Raw genomic sequence first — 23,353 nt, forward strand, 5'->3', positions numbered from 1 at the left:
TGCGGCAATCTCCACCCGTAGGTATGCCCCCTTGACATTTGACCCCGCTCCCCCGTGACAGCCGTGACGACCGTGACGATGTTTTAGACACCGCCCCCGCTCTCAAAAAAGCCGTCACGGTCGTCACGCTTGGGGAGGCTCCAGCGTCAAGCTGATACTTCTCCCGGCGTGGGTACGGGTGTTCTCATAATGGATGTGATACTCTGCCGCCAGTTTCCCGGCCCGGACGTTCAGCCGCATAGCCAAGGCGTTAGGCTTCATATCCACTTGCAGGACCGCTGCCAACTCCGTGGCTGTACCGCTCCAGGACGGCCTCTCCGCCGTAATAAAAGCGGCTACGGCCTCCAGCACCGGGTCGGGGGGTTCTACCCACAACTCCGTTTCCATCCGCTCCAGTGTCCATGTTAGGTGTTCCTTGTCCTTGGTGAGATAGAGCCGCTGGTCTTGCTGGTCACGTCCTACCACATCCAGGGTGGCGGTGTCGTCTGTCCGCTTCTCCTTCTGAAGAAGAAAGGCCCCATCCGCCGCCCCCGACAGGCCGTTGGTGCCAGAGATCATATCAAACTTGTCGTCGGCCTGCTGTTTGCGAGTGTGATGTACCAGCAGGAGACAGACGCCGCAAGCGTCAGCGAGGCGTTTCAGCTTTCCCACCACCTCATAATCGTTGGCGTAGCTGTATTTATCCCCGCCAGCCTCCCGGATTTTCTGGAGGGTGTCAATGATAATCAGCTTGGTGTCGGGGTGTTCCTGCACGAACCGCTTTAGCTGTTCCTCCAGCCCAGCGCCAACCTGTTTGGCACAGATGGAAAAGAGGAGGTCGTTGGTGCCGTCCATGCCGAACATCCGGTAAAGCCGCTCCTGCAAGCGGCGGTGATCGTCCTCCAGCGCCAGATAGAGGACAGTCCCCTTGTGAACGGGATAGTCCCACAGGGGGAGGCCCATGCTGACGTGGTAGGCAAGCTGGGCCATCAGGAACGACTTGCCCACCTTGGGTGCTCCCGCAAAGAGGTACGTCCCCGGATAGAGCAGACCGTCAATGACGGGCGGTCTGCTCTGATAGACGTTCTCGTACAACTCGTTCATGGAAATCGTGGGGAGATACGCCGGGTCATTCATGCGCTGCATTTTCCGCAGCAGTTCCGCATAATTTTTTTCAGGGGGATTGTTTTCTGTCGTTTCCTCTGTTATACTTGCGGTGGGTGTTTGTGAAATGGGCTGTTCCCCGTCTGCGCCAACAGACGGAACCGGGACAGTCCCTTTCGTTTCCTTGGAATCCATCAATCTATCAAACCTCCTTCATGCCGCCCATGATAGCGGCGATCATCTGAATGGTGTCCAGCAGTTCATCGTCCACGCCAGCCCCGTCCTCGGCCCGCCGCAGTTCGTCCAGAACGGCGGCAAGCTGGTCACGCAGGGCCTTGTAGACCTTGGGATTACCCTGTACCACTACTTCCCGGCACAGGAGGCGTCTTGTGATGTAGTCCTGCTTTGTCAGGCCGGAGAGCCGCACAGCGGCCTCGATCTGTTCATCTTCCTCCGGGGACACCCGGAAGGCCACGGTCTTGTTCCTCCAGCGATTTTTGTTGTCTCGGTTTTTCAGTGACATGGTTACGTTCCCATCCTTTCAAAGTCCAGCTTGTCCGCCATCTCCGTCTGCCTTGTAGGAAACAGATGGGCGTAGCGGTAGGTGATGTCGATACTCTCATGCCCCACCCGGTCAGCGATTGCCAGGGCGGTGAAGCCCATATCAATCAGCAGGGAAATGTGTGAATGTCGGAGGTCGTGAATCCTGATCCGCTTCACTCCCGCCGCTTTCGCACCTCTGTCCATTTCATGGTGGAGATAGTGCTTGCTGACAGAGAAAATCCGTTCATTTGCCCCGGTGCTGTAAAACATCTTTAAGTAGTCCTCCATCTCTCCACAGAGGAATTTGGGCATCTTAATGACACGGTTGCTCTTTTTCGTCTTGGGGGTGGTAATCACGTCCTTGCCCTTGAGCCGCTGATAGGATTTGCTGATGGACACTGTACCCGCCTCAAAGTCGAAGTCTGTTGGGGTGAGGGCCAGCAGTTCCCCCTCCCGGATACCGCACCAGTAGAGCATTTCAAAGGCGTAGTAGGAGAGGGGCTTGTCCATCATGGCGTCGGCAAACTTCAAATACTCGTCCTTCGTCCAGAACAGCATTTCACGCCGTTCCTCCACACCCATGTTCCCGGCCTTGGCCGCAGGATTGACCTGGAGGCCGTAGTAGCGGACAGCATGGTTAAAGAGGGCGCTCAACTGATTGTGGACGGTTTTGAGATAGGTGGGGGAATAGGGCTTTCCTTTGGCGTCTGTCAACTCCCGGATCGCGTTCTGCCAATCCATCACATCCTTGGCGGTGATTTCCGACAGTTTCCGCTTTCCAAAATACGGCAGGATTTTCTTCTGGATAATGCTCTCTTTTGTCAGCCAGGTGTTCAGCTTCAGCTTGGGCTTCATGTCCTTTTCATAGAGCTGGGCGAAGCTCTCAAAGGTCATGTTCACATCGGCCTGCTTCTGCATCAGGAACTCCCGCTCCCACGTCTGGGCCTCCTTTTTGGTGGCAAAGCCACGCTTCAACTTCTGTTGGCGCTCTCCCTTCCAGTCCGTATAGCGGAACTGGACGTACCAAGTGCCGTTGGCCTTGTTCTTAAACGCCGCCATAGGTTAATCACTCCTTTCACTCTGACCCCTTGTGCCATAAAATTTTTCGTGGAAGAATTTGCGGTCGATCCGGCCTGAAATGGTAATACAGCCCGTCTTTTTCAACTCCGCATTCATGGAACGAATCAGCTTATAGGCATAGGGGACAGAAACCCCTAATTCCTCCGCTACCTCGTCCACCCGCATGAACATGGTGCTTGCCATTGTGAGCTCACCTCCTTTCATGGCTCGAAAACTAAGCCTTTATGCTTAATCTATTATAACTAAGCAAATTTGCTTTGTCAAGTGGCTTGCGGAATAATTTTTAACTTTTTTGTTTAAGATACTCTTGACTGTTACTAAGCGAATATGTTATACTACTTTCGACAGAAACCACCAGATAGGAGTTGGCATTTATGGCAATAGGAGAGCGCATCCATTTTTTCCGCACCCTCCGGGGTATGACACAGAAGTATCTTGGTATGGCGGTGGGCTTTCCAGAGCGTTCCGCCGATGTTCGTCTGGCACAGTACGAAACAGGCACCCGGACGCCGAAGGCCGACTTGACCGCTGCCCTGGCGCATACATTAGATGTATCGCCCCAGGCGTTGAGCGTCCCGGACATAGACAACTACATAGGTTTGGCCCATACGCTGTTCGCCTTGGAGGATGTTTACAGTCTGAAAGTGGTAGAGGCGGATGGACGTGCCTGCCTGCAAGCAGATATTTTTCAGGGAGGCCGTCAAGCCAGTGAGCTGAACAAAATCTTGATTGCGTGGCGGGAACAGGCGGCGAAGCTGGAGGCCGGGGAGATCACCAAGGAGGACTATGACCGCTGGCGCTACAACTACCCGAAGTACGACACCACCCAGCGGTGGGCCAAAGTCCCCTCGAAGGAATTAAGCGATGCTCTGATAAAAGGATTGAAGAAACAGAGAAAAGACAAATAACAAAAAAGGTCTTGCCGACTGGTGAAAGTCAGCAAGACCTTTTTCTTAGGATATGGAGGATTTACCCGCAAACCACCCGTTATACGGGAGTGAACAAAGTAAATCCGGTTTTGGTATCTGCTATCAATTTGCTATCAAATGCCCCGTTTCCGCTTTAAGACCCCAGTGTTTTCAAGGCTTTGCTGGTTTTGTCAGTTATTCCCACTCGATGGTTGCCGGCGGCTTGGAGGTGCAGTCGAGCACCACACGGTTGATCTGACGGCATTCATTGGTGATACGCGTCGAAATCGTGGCAAGCACATCGTACGGAATGCGAGACCAGTCTGCGGTCATGGCGTCTTCGGAGGAAACCGGACGAAGCACGATTGGCGAACCGTAGGTACGCTCGTCGCCCTGCACACCCACGGAATGCACATCGGCAAGGAGCACGACCGGGCACTGCCAGATATCGCGGTCAAGACCGGCCTTGGAAAGCTCCTCGCGAGCGATGGCGTCGGCCTCGCGAAGCAGATCCAGACGCTCCTTGGTGATCTCGCCGATGATGCGGATGCCGAGGCCCGGGCCAGGGAACGGCTGACGCCAGACGATTTCGTCCGGCAATCCAAGCTCGGTACCGATGGCACGAACCTCATCCTTGAACAAGGTACGCAGTGGCTCGACGAGCTGGAACTTGATGTCGTCCGGCAGGCCACCCACATTGTGGTGCGACTTGATGTTGGCTGCGCCGTCGCCACCGCCGGATTCCACAACATCCGGGTAGAGGGTGCCCTGAACAAGGAACTTGACTTCCTTGCCGGAAGCACCCGCCTCTTCGATGACCTGGCGCTGAGCCTTCTCGAACGTGCGAATGAACTTTTCGCCGATGATCTTGCGCTTCTTCTCCGGCTCGCTCACACCCTTCAGGGCGGTGAGGAAGTCTTCGGAGGCGTCCACGGCGATGAGCTTGATGCCGGTCGCCTCGACGAAATCATGCTTGACCTGCTCGGCCTCGCCCTTGCGCAGCAGACCGTGGTCCACGAACACGCAGGTGAGCTGATCGCCGATGGCCTTGTGCACGAGAGCCGCCGCGACTGCGGAATCAACGCCGCCGGACAGGCCGCAGATCACCTGTGCGTCGCCGACCTTCTCGCGGATCTTCGCGACCTGATCCTCGATGATGCTGGAGGCATCCCAGTTGTTGCCGAGCCCTGCGCACTTGTGCAGGAAGGTCTCGATGAGCTGCTGGCCCATCGGGGTGTGCTTGACTTCAGGATGCCACTGCACGCCGTACAGTTTGCGGGATTCGTCCTGCATGGCGGCAACGGGCGCGCCCTCGGTATGCGCCAGCACTTCAAAGCCCTCCGGCGCGGTCTTGACGGCCACGCCATGGCTCATCCACGTGTTCTGATCGGCGGGGGAGCCGTCGAGCAGACCTTCCGACTTGTCGATGAAGGTCTCGGTCTTGCCATATTCGCCAAGGGCGGCCTTGTCGACATTCGCGCCCAAGGCATAGGCCATGGCCTGGAAGCCGTAGCAGATGCCCAGTACGGGAACGCCGGCCTCGAACAGTTTCTTGTCCACACGCGGCGCGCCCGGTTCGAACACCGAAGCCGGACCACCGGAAAGGATGATGGCCTGCGGATCCTTGGCCAGCATCTCGTCGACCGGCATGGAATGCGGCACAAGCTCCGAATAAACATTGGCTTCACGCACGCGACGTGCGATCAGCTGGGCGTACTGGGCTCCGAAATCAACAACGAGCACAGGACCTGCAGCCATAACACTCTCCCTTTTGATATGAGGTATGAAGAAGCAACAATACTAACTGTTCTATTGTGGCGACGCGAGCAGACATTGGAAACGCTGTGAACAGAAAGTGAACAAACCTCACAATTGCTTACTACGCATGGTTCAACACGCCGCATGCAAGTATTGCAAAACGAACGTGAAAAAGGTGTGAGGATGGCTTGATATCGTTGATATTGAGCCGTTTATCAATCTTTTTGATAGCATGTGAAGTATTCACAAATCTCCCGATAAAAGCTCTCATTTTCTAACAGAAACGACACACTTGCGCACACAGTCGCAAAAAAACAGCAAAAAGTCGCACCTCGCTCGTAATATGCTCAAGTGATTGGGAATGAATCGTTCCGCGGAACCGCAAGGTTTTGCGAGATTCAGGACCGAATGAAAATAAACAATCGCACAACACAGTGCAGGAGTACAGGAGTACACATGACGAGTCCTGTTATTGGCACCCCTTGGAAGAAGCTGAACGCTCCGGTTTCCGAGGAAGCTATCGAAGGCGTGGATAAGTACTGGCGTGCAGCCAACTACCTCTCCATCGGCCAGATCTATCTGCGTAGCAACCCGCTGATGAAGGAGCCTTTCACCCGCGAAGACGTCAAGCACCGTCTGGTCGGTCACTGGGGCACCACCCCGGGCCTGAACTTCCTCATCGGCCACATCAACCGTCTCATCGCTGATCACCAGCAGAACACTGTGATCATCATGGGCCCGGGCCACGGCGGCCCGGCTGGTACCGCTCAGTCCTACCTGGACGGCACCTACACTGAGACCTTCCCGAAGATCACCAAGGACGAAGCTGGTCTGCAGAAGTTCTTCCGCCAGTTCTCCTACCCGGGCGGCATTCCGTCCCACTACGCTCCGGAGACTCCGGGCTCCATCCACGAAGGTGGCGAGCTGGGTTACGCCCTGTCTCACGCCTACGGTGCTGTGATGAACAACCCGAGCCTGTTCGTTCCGGCCATCGTCGGCGACGGCGAAGCTGAGACCGGCCCGCTGGCCACCGGCTGGCAGTCCAACAAGCTCGTCAACCCGCGCACCGATGGTATCGTGCTGCCGATCCTGCACCTCAACGGCTACAAGATCGCCAACCCGACCATCCTGTCCCGCATCTCCGACGAAGAGCTCCACGAGTTCTTCCACGGCATGGGCTATGAGCCGTACGAGTTCGTCGCTGGCTTCGACAACGAGGATCACCTGTCGATCCACCGTCGTTTCGCCGAGCTGTTCGAGACCGTCTTCGACGAGATCTGCGACATCAAGGCCGCAGCCCAGACCGACGACATGACTCGTCCGTTCTACCCGATGATCATCTTCCGCACCCCGAAGGGCTGGACCTGCCCGAAGTTCATCGACGGCAAGAAGACCGAAGGCTCCTGGCGTTCCCACCAGGTCCCGCTGGCTTCCGCCCGCGATACCGAGGCTCACTTCGAAGTCCTCAAGAACTGGCTCGAGTCCTACAAGCCGGAAGAACTGTTCGACGAGAACGGTGCCGTGAAGCCGGAAGTCACCGCCTTCATGCCGACCGGCGAACTGCGCATCGGTGCCAACCCGAATGCCAACGGTGGTGTGATCCGCGAAGAGCTGAACCTGCCGGCCCTCGAAGACTACGAGGTCAAGGAAGTCGCCGAGTACGGCCACGGCTGGGGCCAGCTCGAAGCCACCCGTCGTCTGGGCGTCTACACTCGCGACATCATCAAGAACAACCCGGACTCCTTCCGCATCTTCGGACCGGACGAGACCGCTTCCAACCGTCTGCAGGCCGCTTACGACGTCACCAACAAGCAGTGGGACGCCGGCTACCTGTCCTCCCAGGTTGACGAGCACATGGCTGTCACCGGCCAGGTCACTGAGCAGCTCTCCGAGCACCAGATGGAAGGCTTCCTCGAGGCCTACCTGCTCACCGGTCGTCACGGCATCTGGAGCTCCTACGAGTCCTTCGTGCACGTGATCGACTCCATGCTGAACCAGCACGCCAAGTGGCTCGAGGCTACCGTCCGCGAGATCCCGTGGCGCAAGCCGATCTCCTCCATGAACCTGCTCGTCTCCTCCCACGTGTGGCGTCAGGATCACAACGGCTTCTCCCACCAGGATCCGGGTGTCACCTCCGTCCTGCTGAACAAGTGCTTCAACAACGATCACGTGATCGGCATCTACTTCCCGGTGGATTCCAACATGCTGCTCGCTGTGGCTGAGAAGTGCTACAAGTCCACCAACATGATCAACGCGATCATTGCTGGTAAGCAGCCGGCCGCTACCTGGCTGACCCTGGACGAAGCTCGCGCTGAGCTCGAGAAGGGCGCTGCCGAGTGGGAGTGGGCTTCCACCGCCAAGTCCAACGGCGAAGCCCAGATCGTGCTCGCCTCCGCTGGCGACGTTCCGGCTCAGGAGATCATGGCTGCTGCCGACAAGCTCAACGAGCTCGGCATCAAGTTCAAGGTCGTCAACGTTGTGGATCTGGTCAAGCTGCAGTCCACCAAGGAGAACGATCAGGCTATCTCCGACGCTGACTTCGCTGACCTGTTCACCGAAGACAAGCCGGTCCTGTTCGCTTACCACTCCTACGCTCGCGACGTGCGTGGTCTGATCTACGATCGCCCGAACCACGACAACTTCAACGTCCACGGCTACGAGGAGCAGGGCTCCACCACCACCCCGTACGACATGGTTCGCGTGAACAACATCGACCGCTACGAGCTCGTTGCCGAAGCTCTGCGCATGATTGATGCTGACAAGTACGCCGACAAGATCAACGAACTCGAAGCCTTCCGTCAGGAAGCCTTCCAGTTCGCAGTCGACAACGGCTACGATCACCCGGATTACACCGATTGGGTCTACTCCGGCGTCAACACCACCAAGCAGGGTGCTGTCTCCGCTACCGCCGCAACCGCTGGCGATAACGAGTGAGTCTAGCCTCTATAGGCTGATCGCTTGAAGAAAACCCCAGAGGATTCGTCCTCTGGGGTTTTCTGTTTACTCTTCACCGTCTGTTCGCAACACCGTTTCATGAGATGCGTGTCTGTTACCGTTCACGCATTACAATGGCACATGGTGCGAAACAGCGCAGTCACACACCTTAAAAACAACGAATAGGAGCAGACATCGTGAGTCTAACCAGCGTCACCATTATCAGCCCTGAAGCAGCAAACGGCCGCAACGTCGTGGCCCTTGGCGTCACCAAGGCATTCGCAGCTGCCAAGAAGACGGCCGTGTTCCGTCCGGCGGTTTGTCGCAAGGAAACCTTCACCGACGTTCTTCTTGAAGCAAGCAACTCGGGGCTGAGCCGTGAACAATCCGTCGGTGTTTGCCCGAAGCGTGCACGCACCGACAAGGAAGGCTCCCGGGCCGATATCGTGGCCGCCTACACGGAAGCCATCGAAACCGCCCAGCCCGAAGCCGTGGTTGTTGTCGGAACGGACAAATCCGCCATCAACGACCCGTCCATCTTTGCGTTCAATGCTGACGTAGCCGCTGATCTCAAGTCCGTCGTGCTTCTTGCCGTATGCACCATCAACCGCACTCCAGAACAGGTCCTGGGCACTGTCGAGGCGTCGAAGACCATCATCGAGAATGCAGGCAGCAAGGTCGCCGGCGTGTTCATCACCGGATGCAAAGACGAACAGGTGGAACCCCTCAAGGAGGAGTTCGCAGCTTACGAGGTGCCGGTGTGGACGTTACCCGCCGTTGATTTTGACGAGGAAGACGCCGTGACCAAAGCCACGGAGGCATTCGAGGCGAATGTCAACGCCGAAGAGCTTATCGCCGCTGTCGAGGCTCCATTCGAGGCGCCGACCACGCCATACGCATTCCAGTACAGTCTGCTGGGCAAGGCCAAGGCGGACAAGAAAACCATCGTGCTTCCGGAAGGATCCGAAGACCGCATCATCAAGGCGGCCGACTATCTGCTTGAGCGTGATATCGTCGATCTGATCATCGTCGGAGACAGGGAAGGCATTCTCGCCCGCGGCGAGGAGCTTGGTCTCAAATCCCTTGAAAAGGCGCAGTTCCAGGCCAAGGACGACGAGGAAGTGCTCGCTCCGATGGTCGCCAAGCTGTGCGAACTGCGCGCCAAGAAGGGCATGACCGAGGAACAGGCTCGCAAGCAGCTCGCCGACGACAGCTACTTCGGCACCATGCTTGTGGTGCTCGGCAAGGCTGACGGTCTGGTTTCCGGATCCATCAACTCCACGGCCAACACCGTACGTCCGGCCCTGCAGGTCATTAAGACCAAGCCGGGAACTTCCCTCGTGTCCGGTGCGTTTCTCATGTGCTTCAAGGACCATGTCGCAGTGTTCTCCGATTGCGCCATCAACCTGAACCCGTCCGCTGAGCAGCTTGCGGAAATCGCCATCCAGTCCGCCGAAACGGCAAAGGCGTTCGGCCTCGATCCGAAGGTCGGCATGCTGTCGTATTCCACGCTGGGATCCGGCAAGGGACCGGACGTCGATCTCGTGGAGGAAGCAACCGCACTCGTGAAGGAGAAGGCTCCGGACCTCGCGGTCGTCGGTTCCATCCAGTTCGACGCGGCTTGGTCGCCGACCGTTGCAGCCACCAAGGCCAAGGGCAACGATGTGGCTGGCCATGTCAATGTGTTCGTGTTCCCGGATCTGTGCGCGGGCAACATCGGGTACAAGGCCGTCCAGCGTTCCTCCGGCGCGGTGGCCGTCGGTCCGGTGCTGCAGGGCCTGAACCGACCGGTCAACGACCTGAGCCGAGGCGCAACCGTGCAGGACATCATCAACACGGTTGCCCTGACCGCCATCGAAGCCCAGTAAAACGCTATTTTGTAGCAAGCAAAGAGTAATCTAAAGTTTGGAAAGTCGCGCAAGCGGCACATCGATTAACACATGGAGGATGCCCACAATGGCGAAAACCGTCCTTGTCATCAATTCCGGTTCCAGCTCTATCAAGTATCAGCTGGTTGATCTTGAAACCGGTGAAGGTATTGCTTCCGGCCTGGTCGAGAAGATCGGCGAGCCGGTTGACGGCCACTACAAGCACGAGTTCAACGGCGAGAAGCATGAGTTGGAAGAGCCGATCCACGATCACGAGCAGGGTCTGAAGCGCGTGCTCGGCTTCTTCAACGAGTTCGGCCCGAAGCTGGACGAGGCCGGCATCGTGGCTGTTGGTCACCGCGTGGTGCAGGGTGGTTCCATCTTCCCGAACCCGGCTCTGGTCACCGACAAGACCATCAACCAGGTCAAGGACCTCGCCGTGCTCGCGCCGCTGCACAACGGTCCGGAAGCCAAGGGTGCTGAAGTCATGCGCGCGCTCCTGCCGGACGTCCCGCAGATCTTCGTGTTCGATTCCTCCTTCTTCTTCCAGCTGCCGAAGGCCGCAAGCACCTACGCGCTGAACAAGGAAATCGCCGACCAGTACCACATCCGCCGTTACGGCGCCCACGGCACCTCCCACGAGTTCATCTCCTCCGTGGTGCCGAGCGTCATCGGTAAGCCGGCTGAAGGCCTCAAGCAGATCGTGCTGCATATCGGCAACGGCGCTTCCGCCTCCGCCGAAGTTTCCGGCAAGCCGGTCGAGACCTCCATGGGCCTGACCCCGCTCGAAGGCCTCATGATGGGTGGCCGTACCGGCGATATCGATCCGGCCGTCGTCTTCCACCTGATCCGCAACGCCCACATGAACGTGGACGAGCTCGACGCTCTGTTCAACAAGCGTTCCGGCATGATGGGCATGACCGGCTTCGGCGACCTCCGTGAGGTTCACCGTCTGGTCGCCGAAGGCAACGAGGACGCCAAGCTGGCTCTCGATGTCTACGTGCACCGCATCGTCGGCTACATCGGCAACTACACCGCTCAGATGGGCGGCGTAGACGTGATCACCTTCACCGCAGGCGTCGGCGAGAACGATGACGTGGTCCGCAAGATGGTGTGCGACAAGCTCGCCCCGTTCGGCGTCAAGCTGGACGAAGAGAAGAACGCCACCCGTTCCAAGGAACCGCGCATCATCTCCACCCCGGATTCCAAGATCACCATCTGCGTCATTCCGACCAACGAGGAGCTGGCAATCGCCCGCAAGTCCGCGGCAATCGCAGAAGCAGGCGAAGACACTTACGGCAACGTCTTCTCCAAGTGAGCGAGGAGATCCCGCAGTCAAATGATTGACGGGACCGTATGAAGAGGACCGTACGTTCCATTGGAATCAAATCCAATGCCAATGGGACGTACGGTCCTTTCTTTTTCGAATAATCCTTATGTTTCACCGCTTTTAAGGTTTCGATCGCCGAACGTTTCCAATCGTCCCAGACAATGACTTTCCATATCTGTTCATGGTCCGCATAATGGGGGAGGGGCTGGTAGTACGATACGAAACGTTGTGCCTAACGCGCATACGTCGCATGTTGAGAGAAGCGGTTGATTGTTGTGGTAAGACGTCGTTTTGTCGGTCTGAATGGCCTCAAGGGCATCGCCTTGATCGCGATAGTGTTGTATCACTGCGACCAGGGCACTCTGCGGGGCGGATTCCTAGGTGTTGACATATTCTTCACCATTTCAGGTTTTCTGATTTTCTCGTCGTTGCTGAATCATATTGATTCCGGCAAGGGAATAGGTTTCAAGGAATATTACCTCAAGCGTCTGCGCAGAATATACCCGGCGTTGATTCTGATGATTCCCGTCACCGTATCGTTGGCATGGTTCATCAACCAAGACATGTTGGTGGACATTAACAACCAGATAGTGACGGCTATGCTGGGTTGTTACAACTGGTATGCCATCGGCAGTGGCGCCAGCTATTTCTCGCAGATGAATCCAGACATGTTCCGTCATCTGTGGTTCATGTCGGTGCTGATGCAGTTCTATCTGTTGGCTCCTTTGCTGATCTACCTGCTTCGAAAAATTCTGGTACGTTGGGTGCCGGTGGCGGTACTTGCCGGACTTGCCGTGTGCAGTGCGCTTTCCATGGGATTGCAGTATCACCCGGGAACCGATCCAACCAGAGTGTATTTCGGTTCGGACACACATGCCATGGGACTTTGGCTAGGTGCCATGCTGGCATGGCTGCTGATGATCATACGGCGTGGCAACGGTCGTCCGGAAGAAACGGCGATCATGGAACGCGCTCGTCTGGTCTGGAGCAAGATCGGCCCTGCGGCGGCTTTTGTGGCATTACTGATTCTGTTATGGATGATGCAGCACGTTGAGCAGGGTCCTGCTGCCTTCTATGGAGGGATTTTCGCGGCTTCGCTACTTTCAGTGGTTCTGGTCGCCGGTTCCATTCCTTTCGGATCTTGGATGCAGGATCTGCTGGTGTTCAAACCATTTGATGTGGCCGGCCGATATTCATACGGCATTTACCTGTGGCATTGGCCTTTATGGTTGTTCACCAAGGCGATGTTCCCCCAGTGGGGTGCTCGGCATCTGGGATGGATGCTGCTAATCACACTCGCTCTTACCGCATGTTGTACCGCCATGTCGTGGAAGTTGGTAGAACAGCCCGTCGCCCGTGGCGGATTTATCGCCATGATTCGCCCGCTGCCAGAAAACGGAATGTGGGATGTAACCAGATGCTGGATTACGATCGCCGTGGTATTGAGTACATGCTTGATGTCCGGATACGCGGTAGCCAACGCACCAAAGCAGACCAGTGTGGAACGCGCGTTGGAAGAGAATGCGAAAATGCTGAAAGAGCAGCAGGGCATGCACCTCGACTTCGATAGGAAGCATCCGCCAGCGCCCAAGAAACCCGCATACACCATGCCTGACGGGCAGCAGATGGTCGCATTCGGTGACTCGGTGATGCTTGCCTCCAGTAAAGGTTTGCAATCCGTTTTTCCCGGAATCACTGTTGATGCGGAAACCTCACGTTCGATGACCAAGGCATTGGGACTTATAGACCAAGCCAAAAGCCAGCCGGAAGGATTGCGCCAATGGGTGCTGGTCGGCTTGGCTACGAATTCAGCGGTGACCGATGGCCAACTCAATGACATACTGAACGACATTGGACCGGATCATGTGCTTGTGCTGATTAATGCGCATGCCCCCGTGTCTTGGGTCCCCGGAACGAACGACGCGTTGAGCAACTTCGCGGCTGCCCATTCCGACAACGTTGTTCTCGTTGACTGGGACGCTACGATTTCGGCGCATCCTGATGAGCTTGCCGGAGATGGTATTCACCCTGGCATGTCCAATACGCTGTACGCCCAGGCTGTCAAGGATGCAATTGCGAACTGGATCAAGCAAGGGCACTGAAACATCCTTCTTGCGAATCGCGGCAAAGCAGTTTTGCGATGAATATGAGGAATCCCCCTGACTCGTTTGAGCAGGGGGATTCCTCATAACCTTTTAGGATCTGAACGGACTCAGTCTTCCTGATGCTGCGGAGCCGACAGAAAATGCTCTTCACTCGGCAGCAGAGCATTCAACAGCACGGCCACAACGAACGCCACGGCGATGCAATTGGATGCGAAGATGGACTGGAACAGCGGCGGGAAGTTGACGAAAATGTCGCCGACCTGCGTGAAACCGATACCGATGGTGAGACTCAACGCCGCAATGGTGATGTTGCGCTGCGTATAGCCGGCCTCGGAAATCATCTGGAAGCCAGACAGGATGATGTTACCGAACATCATGATGGTGCAGCCACCAAGCACGGCCTGCGGCAGGGAATTGAACACTTCCGCCACGGCAGGCACGAAGCTGGCTATCACCAGAATCAGACCACCGGAAAGAATCACCTTACGGTTGACGACCTTGGTCATGGCGACCAAGCCGATATTCTGTGCGAACGACGTCAACGGCAAGCAGCCGAACAGGCCGGAGACGGAGGAGATGAGACCGTCGCCTGCAATGGCGCCCGCAGTCTCCTTATCGGTAGGCTGACGGTCGAGACCAACCTTGGTGAGCGCAGCGGTATCACCCAGCACCTCAACGGAAGACACGACATACAGCAGGGCGAAGGAGATGATCGCGCCCGGATCGAATTCAAGCTGGAACGGCATGAAATGCGGCACGGACACAACCTGCAGATTCGCGAAACCAGAGAAATCGACCTTGCCCATGAAAATCGCGACAACATAGCCGACAACCAAGCCGAACAGCACGGAAAGCTGCTTGGCAGTACCCTTCATCAGCAGCTGGAACGCCAAGCAGGCGACCAGCGAAATCAGACCGAGCGTGAGATTCTGCCAGCTTCCGAAATCCTCAGCGCCGGAACCGCCGCCGAAACTGGTGGCACCAACGGAAAGCAGTGAGAAACCAATCGACGTAACCACAATCGCGGATACGATCGGCGGCACGAAGCGACGCCAATACTTGGCCGTCAAACCAAGCACAACCTCCAACAGGCCACCAAGCACAACCGCGCCGGCGACCGCGCCGTAGCCTTGGTTCTGGGCGATCGACATGGCAGCAGCCACATAGGTGAAGGAAATGCCAGTGACCATCGGCAGGCGGGAGCCGATCAGCCACACGCCATACAGCTGAAGGCAGGTGCCCAGACCTGCCACCAGCAGACCGGCCTGAATAATCGTGGCAGACTGCTCGGCACTCATGTTGGCGGCGGAAGCCACCAAGAAAATCGGAGCCAGATTGGCCACGAACATCGCCATGACATGCTGCAGGCCGAACGGGATGCCCTTCCAGAACGAAACAGGCGCGTCCAAGCTGCTAAGCGCTTCAAAGGAAACGCCCTTCTTCTCGTTCGTGTTGTCTTTCTTCTTCTCTTCTCTCACAATGAATCCTCTCTCATTCATGCTGCGATGAGTAACAGGTTGTAATGGTTTCTGATGCGCGCCCGTGAGATGCGACGATCAGGAGCGGAATTCGATGGTACCGGTTTCCGGATCCATCGACTCCACGATTGCCAGGGAATCAACGTCGTATCCCGCTGCGCGCAGCTCATCGCCGCCGCCCTGGAAACCCTTCTCCACCGCGATGCCGATGCCCTCGACCGTCGCTCCGGCATCATGGCACAGATTGATCAGGCCCTTCAGAGCCTTGCCGTTGGCCAGGAAGTCATCAAGCAACAGCACATGGTCGCCCTCGTTGAGATACCTCTTGGACACGATGACGGGGAATTCCTTCTGCTTGGTGAAGGAGTAGACGGTGGTGGTGTACTGGTCGCCATCGAGATTGATGGACTGCGCCTTCTTGGCGAACACCACAGGCGCATTGCCGAAATGACGCGCGGCAACACAGGCGATACCAATGCCGGAAGCTTCAATGGTCAGGATCTTGTTGATGGTTTTACCGGCAAAATGTTCCGCCCAAGCGGCACCCATGTGGTCGAACAATTCGACATCGCACTGGTGGTTGAGGAAAGCATCCACTTTCAGCACATTACCTGGCTTGACGGTACCCTGCAGGCGAATGCGCTCTTCGAGCTCCTTCATGAATCCCCTTAGATTGTTGGCCGCATAAGGCGGCGTTGATGTTGACATACGGTGAACCGCATATAAACGTTCAGCATACGCGCGTCAATTGACCATGCGAGTGTTGCGCTGACCTGCATGTGTGATAGATATGAATTTCGCAGTAATCGACTTCGAATCTTCATGGAAAGAGGAACCGGTGGAGCAGAATATGGGACCAGTCCTGTGCGATCCGCAAAGTCTGATCAAGGACCTCAATCCGCAGCAAATGGAAGCGGTGAAGTACTACGGACAAGCCCTGCTCATCGGAGCTGGTGCCGGATCCGGTAAGACCCGCGTGCTCACCAGACGCATCGCATGGCTGCTGGCACATGGTTTTTGGGCGAGCAGCATTCTCGCCATCACCTTTACGAACAAGGCCGCGGCCGAAATGCGCGAACGCCTTGCGTCCCTCGTAGGGCCTGAAGCCGAACACATGTGGATCTCCACTTTCCATTCCGCGTGCGTGCGCATCCTCCGACGTGACGGCAAGGAAATCGGTCTTACCTCAGGATTTTCCATTTATGACACGGCTGATTGCGAACGCTTGGTCAAGCTCATCAGCGGCGATTTGAACATCGATACGAAGCGGTATACGCCGCGCATGCTATTGGGCAAGATCTCGGATTGCAAGAATTCGTTGATTTCATGGCAGGACCAGCTGAAAAGCGTGAACTGCGACTACAAGCCAGGCCAGCGCGGATATCAGGTTTCGGCCGGCGACGTCGACGAGCTGGTCGCCGTGATGTATGCGGAGTACCAGTACCGTCTGGCCATGGCGAATGCCGTGGATTTTGACGATCTGATCATGCGCACCGTCGAATTGTTCCAGCGTTGCCCACAGGTGAGCGAATATTACCGGCATAAGTTCCGTTATATTTTCGTGGACGAGTATCAGGACACCAACCATGCGCAATATGTGCTCGTACGTGAGCTTTCCGGCATTGATTCGGGAGAACAGCCCGATCCACATATGCGAGGAGCAGGCCGTGTCGGACCGTCTTGGATTACGGTGGTGGGCGATTCCGACCAGTCGATTTATGCGTTCCGAGGCGCGGATATTCGTAATATTCAGGATTTCGAGCAGGATTTCCCTAACGCGAAAACCATCATGCTCGAACAGAATTATCGTTCGACGCAGACCATTCTCGACGCAGCCAATGCGGTGATCGCAAGAAATGAAAATCGTAAGCCGAAAAAACTGTGGACGGCACTTGGCGAAGGCGACAAAATCGTCGGATACGCGGCCGACAACGCGCAACAGGAAGCCGGATGGATCGCCAACGAAATCGCACGAATCCACAACGAGGAAGGCGTGGCGTATCGCGACATCGCCATCATGTATCGAGCCAACGCGCAATCACGCTCGCTCGAAGAGGCCATGATCAATGCCAACCTGCCGTATCAGCTCGTCGGCGGCACCAAATTCTACGAACGCAGGGAAATCAAGGATGCGCTCGCGTATTTGCAGGCCATCGTGAATCCTGCGGACAATGTGAACGTTCGACGTATCCTCAATGTGCCGAAGCGCGGACTGGGCGTTCGTGCGGAAGGACTCGTTGCCTCGTATGCTGATGCCCATGGCACCACTTTTTTCGAAGCGATTGAACATATGGAACAGATCGAAGGCATGTCCACGCGCACGACGAAACCGTTGAGTGCGTTCCGAGACATGATGCATGAGCTTGCGGCTTTTGCGAAGGACCATGACACGAAGCCATCCGAAGTGGTTGCCGAAGTGCTTGCCAAGAGTGGGATTTTGGAAGAGCTGCAGCGCTCCGAGGATCCGCAGGACGCTTCCCGCGTCGATAATCTTTCCCAGCTGCAATCAGTGGCGGCGGAATTCGAGCAGAACACGCCAGACGCCACATTGGCGGGATTTTTGGAAACCACCGCGTTGGTGGCCGATTCCGACCAATTGCCAGGGGAGAACGAAGATTCCGGCAAGGTGACGATGATGACCCTGCATACCGCAAAGGGTCTGGAATACCCGTATGTGTTCCTGACCGGCATGGAGCAAGGCACATTCCCACACCAGCGTGCCATGGAAGACACCAGCGAACTGGCAGAGGAGCGCCGTCTCGCCTACGTGGGCATCACTCGCGCGAAGCGACGCCTGTATGTGACACGCGCGGCCGTACGCGCGCAATGGGGGCAAGCCAGCGACATGATGCCCAGTCAGTTCCTCGATGAGATTCCAGACGAACTGATTGATTGGAAAAGACGCGAAGCCGGCGTCGAACGCATGCGTGCCAGCTGGCAGGATGACGACGACGAGTTCGGCGGCTGGGACGATGATGACGATTTCGGATCGATGTCATTCGGCGGTTCCTCGTATGGAAAGTCGGATTATGGTTCCTCATACGGTTCCGGCTCGCGGTGGTCTCGTTCCTCATACGGATCGTCTTCATATGGGGCAGGGCGCTCGCAGTACGGCGGCCCGGCTACGCAGGGCTCATCATCCTCGTATGGTTCCACATCTCGGCGCTCGTGCGGAGGATCGGGAACCGGTTCCTCATATGGCTCGTATGGTTCGTATGGCTCCGGCAAGTCAGGAGGGAAATCGGGCAAGGTCACCACGCGACGTGTCAAGCCGAAAAACAAGCCTGTGGATTTAACCAAATCCTCATCCGCAAGCCCGGCCGGTAGCCATAATGATCTGAACATTGCAGACGTGCATGTCGGCGACAAGCTTACGCATGATCATTTCGGGTTGGGTACGGTCATTGAAACGCAGGACAAGGGCATGAATTCGGTCATTACCGTTGATTTTGGCAATGGTGAGGTCAAGCGTCTGCTGTTGCGTATGGCACCCATTGAAATGCTATGACGGAGATGAAGAACGGATGAAATCTCCTCTGTAGCACGAAAAGGAGGAAAAAACAAGACTTTCTTTTTCAAAGAGACCCTGCAATAATCGGCGGTGTTTGTCTTTTTTTGAGAGGAAGCTATGAATAAGAAACTGTACGCAGGCATTTCGCAGATCGTGCTCGGCATCTTGATCGCCATCGCGCCGCAGACCTTCGCTCACGTATGCGCGGTCAAAGAAACGCCGATGGCATGTCATTACACGGCTCAGGCCGCGCTCGGCATCGGCATCGTGATCGTGGCGCTTGGCATTGTCGGCCTGTTCGTATCCGATCAGACCCGCGCCGGTCTTGACCTCGCCAATGCGGTGCTCGGCGTGCTGACCATCGCCGTGCCGACCGTGCTCATCGGCGTGTGCAAGGGTGCCATGATGCGCTGCCATATGGTCACCTTGCCGACGCTGATCGTGCTCGGCGTGCTGCTGGCTGTACTTGCGGCAATCGCGGCATATCTCGATCTCAAGCCGGCGAAGCGCGCCTGACCCAATATGACGCAACACATCACCCTTGGCGGGTTGCCCCTGGTCAATCTCAAACGCAAACCGTTTCGTACCGCGGCGCTCACCATCGTTGTCGCCATGCTTACCGTGGCCTTCTATGGTGGTTCACTGCTGTCCATGAACCTTGAAGCCGGCTTGAACAGCATGCAGGAACGTATGGGCGCCGATCTCATGGTCACGCCGCAAAACACCAAAAACGAAGCCGAAGCGTTGCTGACCAACGGATCGGCAAGCACGTTCTACTTCACCAACGAGATCACCGACGAAGTGGCAAAAGCCGACGGCATCGACGAAATCACGGAACAAACATATATCTCATCGTTGGCCGCCGCATGCTGCGACGAGAAAGTCCAGATCATCGGATTCAACCCCGATACCGACTTCGTGATCACCCCTTGGATCGCATCGCAGTTCGACGGCACGCTCCAGCGCGGCCAGATCGTTGCAGGAGCCAGCATCAGCGTGTCGGGCAACAACACGGTCAAACTCTATGGGCACGAATTCCCCGTGGCGGCGCAACTCGCCAATACCGGCACGTCGCTCGACAATTCCGTGTTCGTGAACATGCAGACCGTTCCCGACGTGGTCGGATATTCCGCCAAGGTGGGGCATGCCGCCATTCCGGAAGAATATGCCGACAAAGCCGTTTCCGCCGTGCTCATCAAGGTCAAGGACGGTTACTCCGCCCAGCAGGTCGCTTCGAACATCACCAAAACAACAGGAATCAAAAGCCTCGGATACGTGTATCCGGGGGGCATCACAGCCACAACGAAATCCAATCTGAACGTGATCATTCGCTACGTGACCCTTTTCGTCGCGGTGTTCTGGGTCATGGGGCTGATCGTGCTGCTTGCTGTGTTCTCGTCCGCCATGAACGAACGCAAACGTGAATTCGCCGCGTATCGCATTCTTGGTGCCAATCGTTCCACTTTGGTCGGCATCATCGTGAAGGAATCGGCCATGATCGGAGCTTTGGGCGGTGTGATAGGCATTGCGGTCGCGTCGCTGGCGATTTTCCCGTTCAGCACGCTTATCGGACGGCAGCTGCAGTTGCCGTATCTGCAAACCAACATGTGGAATGTGTTGGCATTGATCGCAGTGAGTTTCGTGTTCGCGGTGCTTACCGGACTGCTCGCCTCCGTGACGACGGCGGTGAAACTTTCCGCTCCCGAAACCTATCTGACTTTGAGAGAAGGTGAATGATGGCGGAAAACACGGTTCTCGAAGTACAAGAGCTCACTCGCGAGTTCACCCGTCGCGGCAAACCGTTCGCAGCCGTGGACCATGTGGATTTCAGGCTGGGCCAAGGCGAGTTCGTGGCGATCGTCGGCCGTTCGGGCAATGGCAAAAGCACATTGTTGAATCTCATCACCGGACTGCTGAAACCCACATCGGGCTCTATCGACTTGGACGGCAATGACGTGACGCGGTTGAACGACAAACAAATGTCAGTCGTACGCAATCGGATCGTCGGATTCGTCACGCAAAGCCAGACATTGCTGCCGAATCTCACGGCACTCGACAATGTGATTCTTCCTTCCGTGCTGTGCAACGGCAAAACGGCGCAGCGCGATGTTGAGATACCTGCGGATTCGTCTGATGCGAAATCAGTGGAAGAAACCGTATCCGACGCATCTTCCGAACAGACGGTTGACGACGGACTTCCGGACGTCATCGCGGCGGCTCCGGTATCGAAAACACACAACGATCCCGTTCAGGACCATGCCATGGAACGTGCGCACGCATTGCTGCGCCGACTGCAGGTCGACGATTTGGCGGAATGCTACCCGAAAGAGCTTTCCGGCGGCGAAATGAGACGCGTCAGCATAGCGCGAGCTCTGATGAATGGTCCGAAACTTCTGATAGCGGACGAACCCACCGGAGATCTGGATGCCGAAAGCACTGCCATCGTCATGCGGCTGCTGCAGGAAGTGGCGCACGACGGCACCGCAGTGTTGATGGTCACCCATGATCCGGATGCCTTGACGTATGTGGATCGAATCTATCGCATGGACAGGGGAGTGCTGGCTGAAGCATAGCGGCGCCATGATGGCATGACATGCCGAAGAGGGCGAAACGACGAGCTCGTCCCGCCCTCATGTGTATTATTAACGATTGGTGTGCGCCCGCAAGGGAGCATACCGTCTGGAGTCTTAGCCCATCAGTGGGTCGGCGACCGATACGAGCTGTTTACGGCACGTGTTCAAGTCGTTCGTGCGCATGCACGAAGAAGCACTGGAGAGGCTGGCTCAGCGCATATCGGAAACCGGTGTGCGCTCCGTTCAGACAACGACAGAACAAACAAAGGATTAAACCAATGACGAACGTTCAGCGTTCTCGCCGTCAGGTGCGCCTTTCCCGCGCCCTCGGCATCGCTCTGACCCCTAAGGCTCAGCGCATCTTCGAAAAGCGTCCGTACGCTCCGGGTGAGCACGGCCGCACCCGCCGTCGCACTGAGTCCGATTACGCAGTGCGTCTGCGCGAAAAGCAGCGTCTTCGCGCTCAGTATGGCATCTCTGAGAAGCAGCTTCGCGCCGCTTACGAGAAGGGCACCCACACCGCCGGCCAGACCGGTAACGCCATGCTGATCGATCTCGAGACCCGTCTCGACGCCCTGGTTCTGCGTGCAGGCTTCGCCCGCACCACCGCTCAGGCACGTCAGTTCGTGGTTCACCGCCACATCCTCGTTGACGGCAACATCGTCGACCGCCCGTCCTACCGCGTCAAGCCTGGCCAGACCATTCAGGTCAAGGCCAAGAGCCAGACCATGGTTCCGTTCCAGATTGCGGCCGAAGGCACTCACCGCGATGTGCTGCCGCCGGTTCCGGGCTATCTGGACGTCAACCTGCCTTCCCTGAAGGCCACCCTGACTCGCAAGCCTGAAGCCGAGGAAATCCCGGTGCAGGTCAACATCCAGTACGTGGTCGAATTCTACGCCCGCTGATCTGGATCTACATACTGTAAGAACATACAGTATAAGGACATACAGCAAGAGCCTCGCAATCGTCAGGATTGCGAGGCTCTTCGCTATCTCAAGCGCATGTGCGGCCTTTTTAAGCAACGGGAAGCCTTCAGTCGCCGATGATGCCGCCTACTATGCCGCTCACAATCGTCATAACAAGTGAGCCAAGCACAGACCATGCGAATCCGTCAATAGTGACGCCCACAGAGAAAAACGACAGCGCCAACCATGACGCAAGCTGCATGAACAGCCAATTGATCACCAGTGCGACCAGTCCGAACGAAATAATCGAGAACGGCAACGCTATGACATGGATAATCGGCTTTATGGAAGCATTGATAAGCGCCATGAACAAGGCGAACGCCGCGATGCCAAGCACAGGGGGCTCGCCAATGGCGTGCATGCCGGGCAGAACCGCAACCATAACGCCCGCCGCGACGGTAAGAATTAGCCAACGTGAAATAAAATGACCCATAACAACATCGTATAGCACGGATTTGCTCAAACCGTGAGGGTAGCATGGAACCCATGTTGCTTCATCTTCATCTTGTCCGACACGGGCAGACGTTTTTCAACCGATATAACAGGTTGCAGGGCTGGTCTAATTCTCCATTGACGGAATCCGGCATCGCCGACGCAGACAAAGCCGCAAACAAACTGAAGGAGTTTGATTTCGCCGCGGCATATTGCTCCGACACCACGCGTGCGCAAATGACAGCCCAGCGCATCCTCGACGTGAATGAGGCCGCAGGACACACCCGCCCCCAACTGGTCAGTGACATGCATTTCCGCGAACAGTTCTACGGCTATTTCGAAGGCCAGGATATGGGCGTGGCGTGGACCGCCGCGGGAGGGCCGCACGGTGCGAAGAACTACAACGACATCGTCGCAAAGTTCGGTCTTGGTGCGACCCGCGACTTCCTTAAGGAAGCGGATCCATTCCACGATGCCGAGTCCGACGTGGAATATTGGTCGAGAGTCGAGGAGGGATTCGCGCTGATCGCTTCGAATCCTGCGCTGAGGGACAGTGATGACGTGTTGCAGATTTCCCACGGCAACACGCTGCTGAGCCTTATGCACCGTTTCGCGCCGGAAGGCTATGACCTCAGCGAACGCCCTGCGAACGGATCGGTCACCACGCTCGATTTCGACACCAGTAAGCCTATCGCTGAAGCGGTAACCGTCGTATCGTATAACCAGTGACCGGCGGACGAAACTTGCCTTAGGTCTGGGCTTTTTACTACTGTTATGCGCGTGTT

At 56.6% G+C, this 23,353-nt stretch carries 19 protein-coding genes; 11 read left to right on the top strand and 8 right to left on the bottom strand.

Annotated features, from left to right (window positions below; genetic code table 11):
• Positions 1-123: 123 nt before the first annotated feature.
• From BBPC_RS03960 to BBPC_RS03975, 4 genes are read right to left on the bottom strand one after another with little or no spacing between them, the layout of a single operon-like run.
• Entirely contained in the window at positions 124-1,278 is a 1,155-nt protein-coding gene (locus BBPC_RS03960) for a helicase RepA family protein (RefSeq protein WP_033524006.1), read from the bottom strand.
• Between the two features lie 7 nt (positions 1,279-1,285).
• Positions 1,286-1,606, bottom strand: coding sequence for a plasmid mobilization protein (locus BBPC_RS03965; protein ID WP_004221657.1), 321 nt, complete (start codon positions 1,604-1,606; stop codon positions 1,286-1,288).
• A gap of 2 nt (positions 1,607-1,608) precedes the next feature.
• Positions 1,609-2,685 (bottom strand): site-specific integrase, encoded by a 1,077-nt coding sequence (locus BBPC_RS03970; RefSeq protein WP_004221659.1) that lies wholly within the window; start codon positions 2,683-2,685, stop codon positions 1,609-1,611.
• 3 nt (positions 2,686-2,688) lie between these two features.
• Positions 2,689-2,889 carry a MerR family transcriptional regulator gene (locus BBPC_RS03975; RefSeq protein ID WP_033524007.1) on the bottom strand — a complete coding sequence of 67 codons (201 nt, stop codon included), beginning with the start codon at positions 2,887-2,889 and terminating at the stop codon, positions 2,689-2,691.
• A gap of 191 nt (positions 2,890-3,080) precedes the next feature.
• Here BBPC_RS03975 and BBPC_RS03980 point away from each other — a divergent pair, with 191 nt between their 5' ends.
• Complete coding sequence (locus tag BBPC_RS03980; protein ID WP_004221664.1) at positions 3,081-3,614, top strand: helix-turn-helix domain-containing protein; 534 nt, start codon at positions 3,081-3,083, stop codon at positions 3,612-3,614.
• A gap of 195 nt (positions 3,615-3,809) precedes the next feature.
• On the opposite strand, the gene guaA is transcribed toward BBPC_RS03980, so the two are convergent.
• The gene (gene guaA, locus BBPC_RS03985; RefSeq protein WP_004221667.1) at positions 3,810-5,372 is read right to left on the bottom strand and encodes a glutamine-hydrolyzing GMP synthase; all 1,563 of its coding nucleotides are present in this window, start codon (positions 5,370-5,372) and stop codon (positions 3,810-3,812) included.
• Positions 5,373-5,828: 456 nt separating this feature from the next.
• Here guaA and BBPC_RS03990 point away from each other — a divergent pair, with 456 nt between their 5' ends.
• The 4 genes from BBPC_RS03990 (at position 5,829) to BBPC_RS04005 (ending at position 13,606) form a co-directional block, all read left to right on the top strand.
• On the top strand, positions 5,829-8,306 hold the full coding sequence (locus BBPC_RS03990; protein WP_004221672.1) for a phosphoketolase: 2,478 nt from the start codon (positions 5,829-5,831) through the stop codon (positions 8,304-8,306).
• A 197-nt stretch (positions 8,307-8,503) separates the two neighbouring features.
• The gene (gene pta / locus BBPC_RS03995) at positions 8,504-10,174 is read left to right on the top strand and encodes a phosphate acetyltransferase (RefSeq protein WP_004221673.1); all 1,671 of its coding nucleotides are present in this window, start codon (positions 8,504-8,506) and stop codon (positions 10,172-10,174) included.
• A gap of 88 nt (positions 10,175-10,262) precedes the next feature.
• Positions 10,263-11,492 (top strand): acetate/propionate family kinase, encoded by a 1,230-nt coding sequence (locus BBPC_RS04000; protein ID WP_004221674.1) that lies wholly within the window; start codon positions 10,263-10,265, stop codon positions 11,490-11,492.
• A gap of 278 nt (positions 11,493-11,770) precedes the next feature.
• Positions 11,771-13,606: an acyltransferase family protein gene (locus BBPC_RS04005; RefSeq protein WP_004221675.1), complete on the top strand. Its 1,836-nt coding sequence runs from the start codon at positions 11,771-11,773 to the stop codon at positions 13,604-13,606.
• A gap of 110 nt (positions 13,607-13,716) precedes the next feature.
• Here BBPC_RS04005 and BBPC_RS04010 read toward each other — a convergent pair whose 3' ends face one another.
• The gene (locus tag BBPC_RS04010) at positions 13,717-15,108 is read right to left on the bottom strand and encodes a nucleobase:cation symporter-2 family protein (protein ID WP_004221677.1); all 1,392 of its coding nucleotides are present in this window, start codon (positions 15,106-15,108) and stop codon (positions 13,717-13,719) included.
• A 57-nt stretch (positions 15,109-15,165) separates the two neighbouring features.
• A complete protein-coding gene (locus BBPC_RS04015) occupies positions 15,166-15,747 on the bottom strand; it encodes a xanthine phosphoribosyltransferase (RefSeq protein WP_004221678.1) in 582 nt (193 codons plus the stop codon).
• A gap of 190 nt (positions 15,748-15,937) precedes the next feature.
• On the opposite strand from BBPC_RS04015, the gene BBPC_RS04020 reads away from it, so the two are divergent.
• The 5 genes from BBPC_RS04020 to rpsD all read left to right on the top strand — a co-directional run bounded on the left by BBPC_RS04020 (position 15,938) and on the right by rpsD (position 22,076).
• Entirely contained in the window at positions 15,938-18,595 is a 2,658-nt protein-coding gene (locus BBPC_RS04020; RefSeq protein ID WP_047749737.1) for an ATP-dependent helicase, read from the top strand.
• Between the two features lie 120 nt (positions 18,596-18,715).
• Positions 18,716-19,114, top strand: coding sequence for a DUF4418 family protein (locus BBPC_RS04025; RefSeq protein ID WP_004221683.1), 399 nt, complete (start codon positions 18,716-18,718; stop codon positions 19,112-19,114).
• Positions 19,115-19,120: 6 nt separating this feature from the next.
• Positions 19,121-20,335 (top strand): ABC transporter permease, encoded by a 1,215-nt coding sequence (locus BBPC_RS04030; protein ID WP_004221685.1) that lies wholly within the window; start codon positions 19,121-19,123, stop codon positions 20,333-20,335.
• Complete coding sequence (locus BBPC_RS04035) at positions 20,332-21,171, top strand: ABC transporter ATP-binding protein (RefSeq protein WP_004221687.1); 840 nt, start codon at positions 20,332-20,334, stop codon at positions 21,169-21,171. Before BBPC_RS04030 ends, BBPC_RS04035 begins: the two co-directional genes overlap by 4 nt.
• A 278-nt stretch (positions 21,172-21,449) precedes the next feature.
• Positions 21,450-22,076, top strand: a complete 627-nt coding sequence (rpsD, locus tag BBPC_RS04040; protein ID WP_004221688.1) for a 30S ribosomal protein S4 — start codon at positions 21,450-21,452, stop codon at positions 22,074-22,076.
• Positions 22,077-22,203: 127 nt separating this feature from the next.
• Here rpsD and BBPC_RS04045 read toward each other — a convergent pair whose 3' ends face one another.
• On the bottom strand, positions 22,204-22,569 hold the full coding sequence (locus BBPC_RS04045; RefSeq protein WP_033524093.1) for a phage holin family protein: 366 nt from the start codon (positions 22,567-22,569) through the stop codon (positions 22,204-22,206).
• A 53-nt stretch (positions 22,570-22,622) separates the two neighbouring features.
• On the opposite strand from BBPC_RS04045, the gene BBPC_RS04050 reads away from it, so the two are divergent.
• A complete protein-coding gene (locus BBPC_RS04050) occupies positions 22,623-23,297 on the top strand; it encodes a histidine phosphatase family protein (RefSeq protein WP_033524008.1) in 675 nt (224 codons plus the stop codon).
• Positions 23,298-23,353 lie beyond the last annotated feature (56 nt).

The organism is Bifidobacterium pseudocatenulatum DSM 20438 = JCM 1200 = LMG 10505 (genome assembly GCF_001025215.1).
GTDB lineage: Bacteria > Actinomycetota > Actinomycetes > Actinomycetales > Bifidobacteriaceae > Bifidobacterium > Bifidobacterium pseudocatenulatum.

What these genes read in the sequence shown, in the direction of transcription:
- BBPC_RS03960 (WP_033524006.1), bottom strand. Translation starts at nt 1,278, where the DNA reads ATGGATTCCAAGGAAACGAAAGGGACTGTCCCGGTTCCGTCTGTTGGC.
- BBPC_RS03965 (WP_004221657.1), bottom strand. Translation starts at nt 1,606, where the DNA reads ATGTCACTGAAAAACCGAGACAACAAAAATCGCTGGAGGAACAAGACC.
- BBPC_RS03970 (WP_004221659.1), bottom strand. Translation starts at nt 2,685, where the DNA reads ATGGCGGCGTTTAAGAACAAGGCCAACGGCACTTGGTACGTCCAGTTC.
- BBPC_RS03975 (WP_033524007.1), bottom strand. Translation starts at nt 2,889, where the DNA reads ATGGCAAGCACCATGTTCATGCGGGTGGACGAGGTAGCGGAGGAATTA.
- BBPC_RS03980 (WP_004221664.1), top strand. Translation starts at nt 3,081, where the DNA reads ATGGCAATAGGAGAGCGCATCCATTTTTTCCGCACCCTCCGGGGTATG.
- guaA (WP_004221667.1), bottom strand. Translation starts at nt 5,372, where the DNA reads ATGGCTGCAGGTCCTGTGCTCGTTGTTGATTTCGGAGCCCAGTACGCC.
- BBPC_RS03990 (WP_004221672.1), top strand. Translation starts at nt 5,829, where the DNA reads ATGACGAGTCCTGTTATTGGCACCCCTTGGAAGAAGCTGAACGCTCCG.
- BBPC_RS04000 (WP_004221674.1), top strand. Translation starts at nt 10,263, where the DNA reads ATGGCGAAAACCGTCCTTGTCATCAATTCCGGTTCCAGCTCTATCAAG.
- BBPC_RS04010 (WP_004221677.1), bottom strand. Translation starts at nt 15,108, where the DNA reads ATGAATGAGAGAGGATTCATTGTGAGAGAAGAGAAGAAGAAAGACAAC.
- BBPC_RS04015 (WP_004221678.1), bottom strand. Translation starts at nt 15,747, where the DNA reads ATGAAGGAGCTCGAAGAGCGCATTCGCCTGCAGGGTACCGTCAAGCCA.
- BBPC_RS04020 (WP_047749737.1), top strand. Translation starts at nt 15,938, where the DNA reads ATGGGACCAGTCCTGTGCGATCCGCAAAGTCTGATCAAGGACCTCAAT.
- BBPC_RS04025 (WP_004221683.1), top strand. Translation starts at nt 18,716, where the DNA reads ATGAATAAGAAACTGTACGCAGGCATTTCGCAGATCGTGCTCGGCATC.
- BBPC_RS04030 (WP_004221685.1), top strand. Translation starts at nt 19,121, where the DNA reads ATGACGCAACACATCACCCTTGGCGGGTTGCCCCTGGTCAATCTCAAA.
- BBPC_RS04035 (WP_004221687.1), top strand. Translation starts at nt 20,332, where the DNA reads ATGATGGCGGAAAACACGGTTCTCGAAGTACAAGAGCTCACTCGCGAG.
- rpsD (WP_004221688.1), top strand. Translation starts at nt 21,450, where the DNA reads ATGACGAACGTTCAGCGTTCTCGCCGTCAGGTGCGCCTTTCCCGCGCC.
- BBPC_RS04045 (WP_033524093.1), bottom strand. Translation starts at nt 22,569, where the DNA reads ATGGGTCATTTTATTTCACGTTGGCTAATTCTTACCGTCGCGGCGGGC.
- BBPC_RS04050 (WP_033524008.1), top strand. Translation starts at nt 22,623, where the DNA reads ATGTTGCTTCATCTTCATCTTGTCCGACACGGGCAGACGTTTTTCAAC.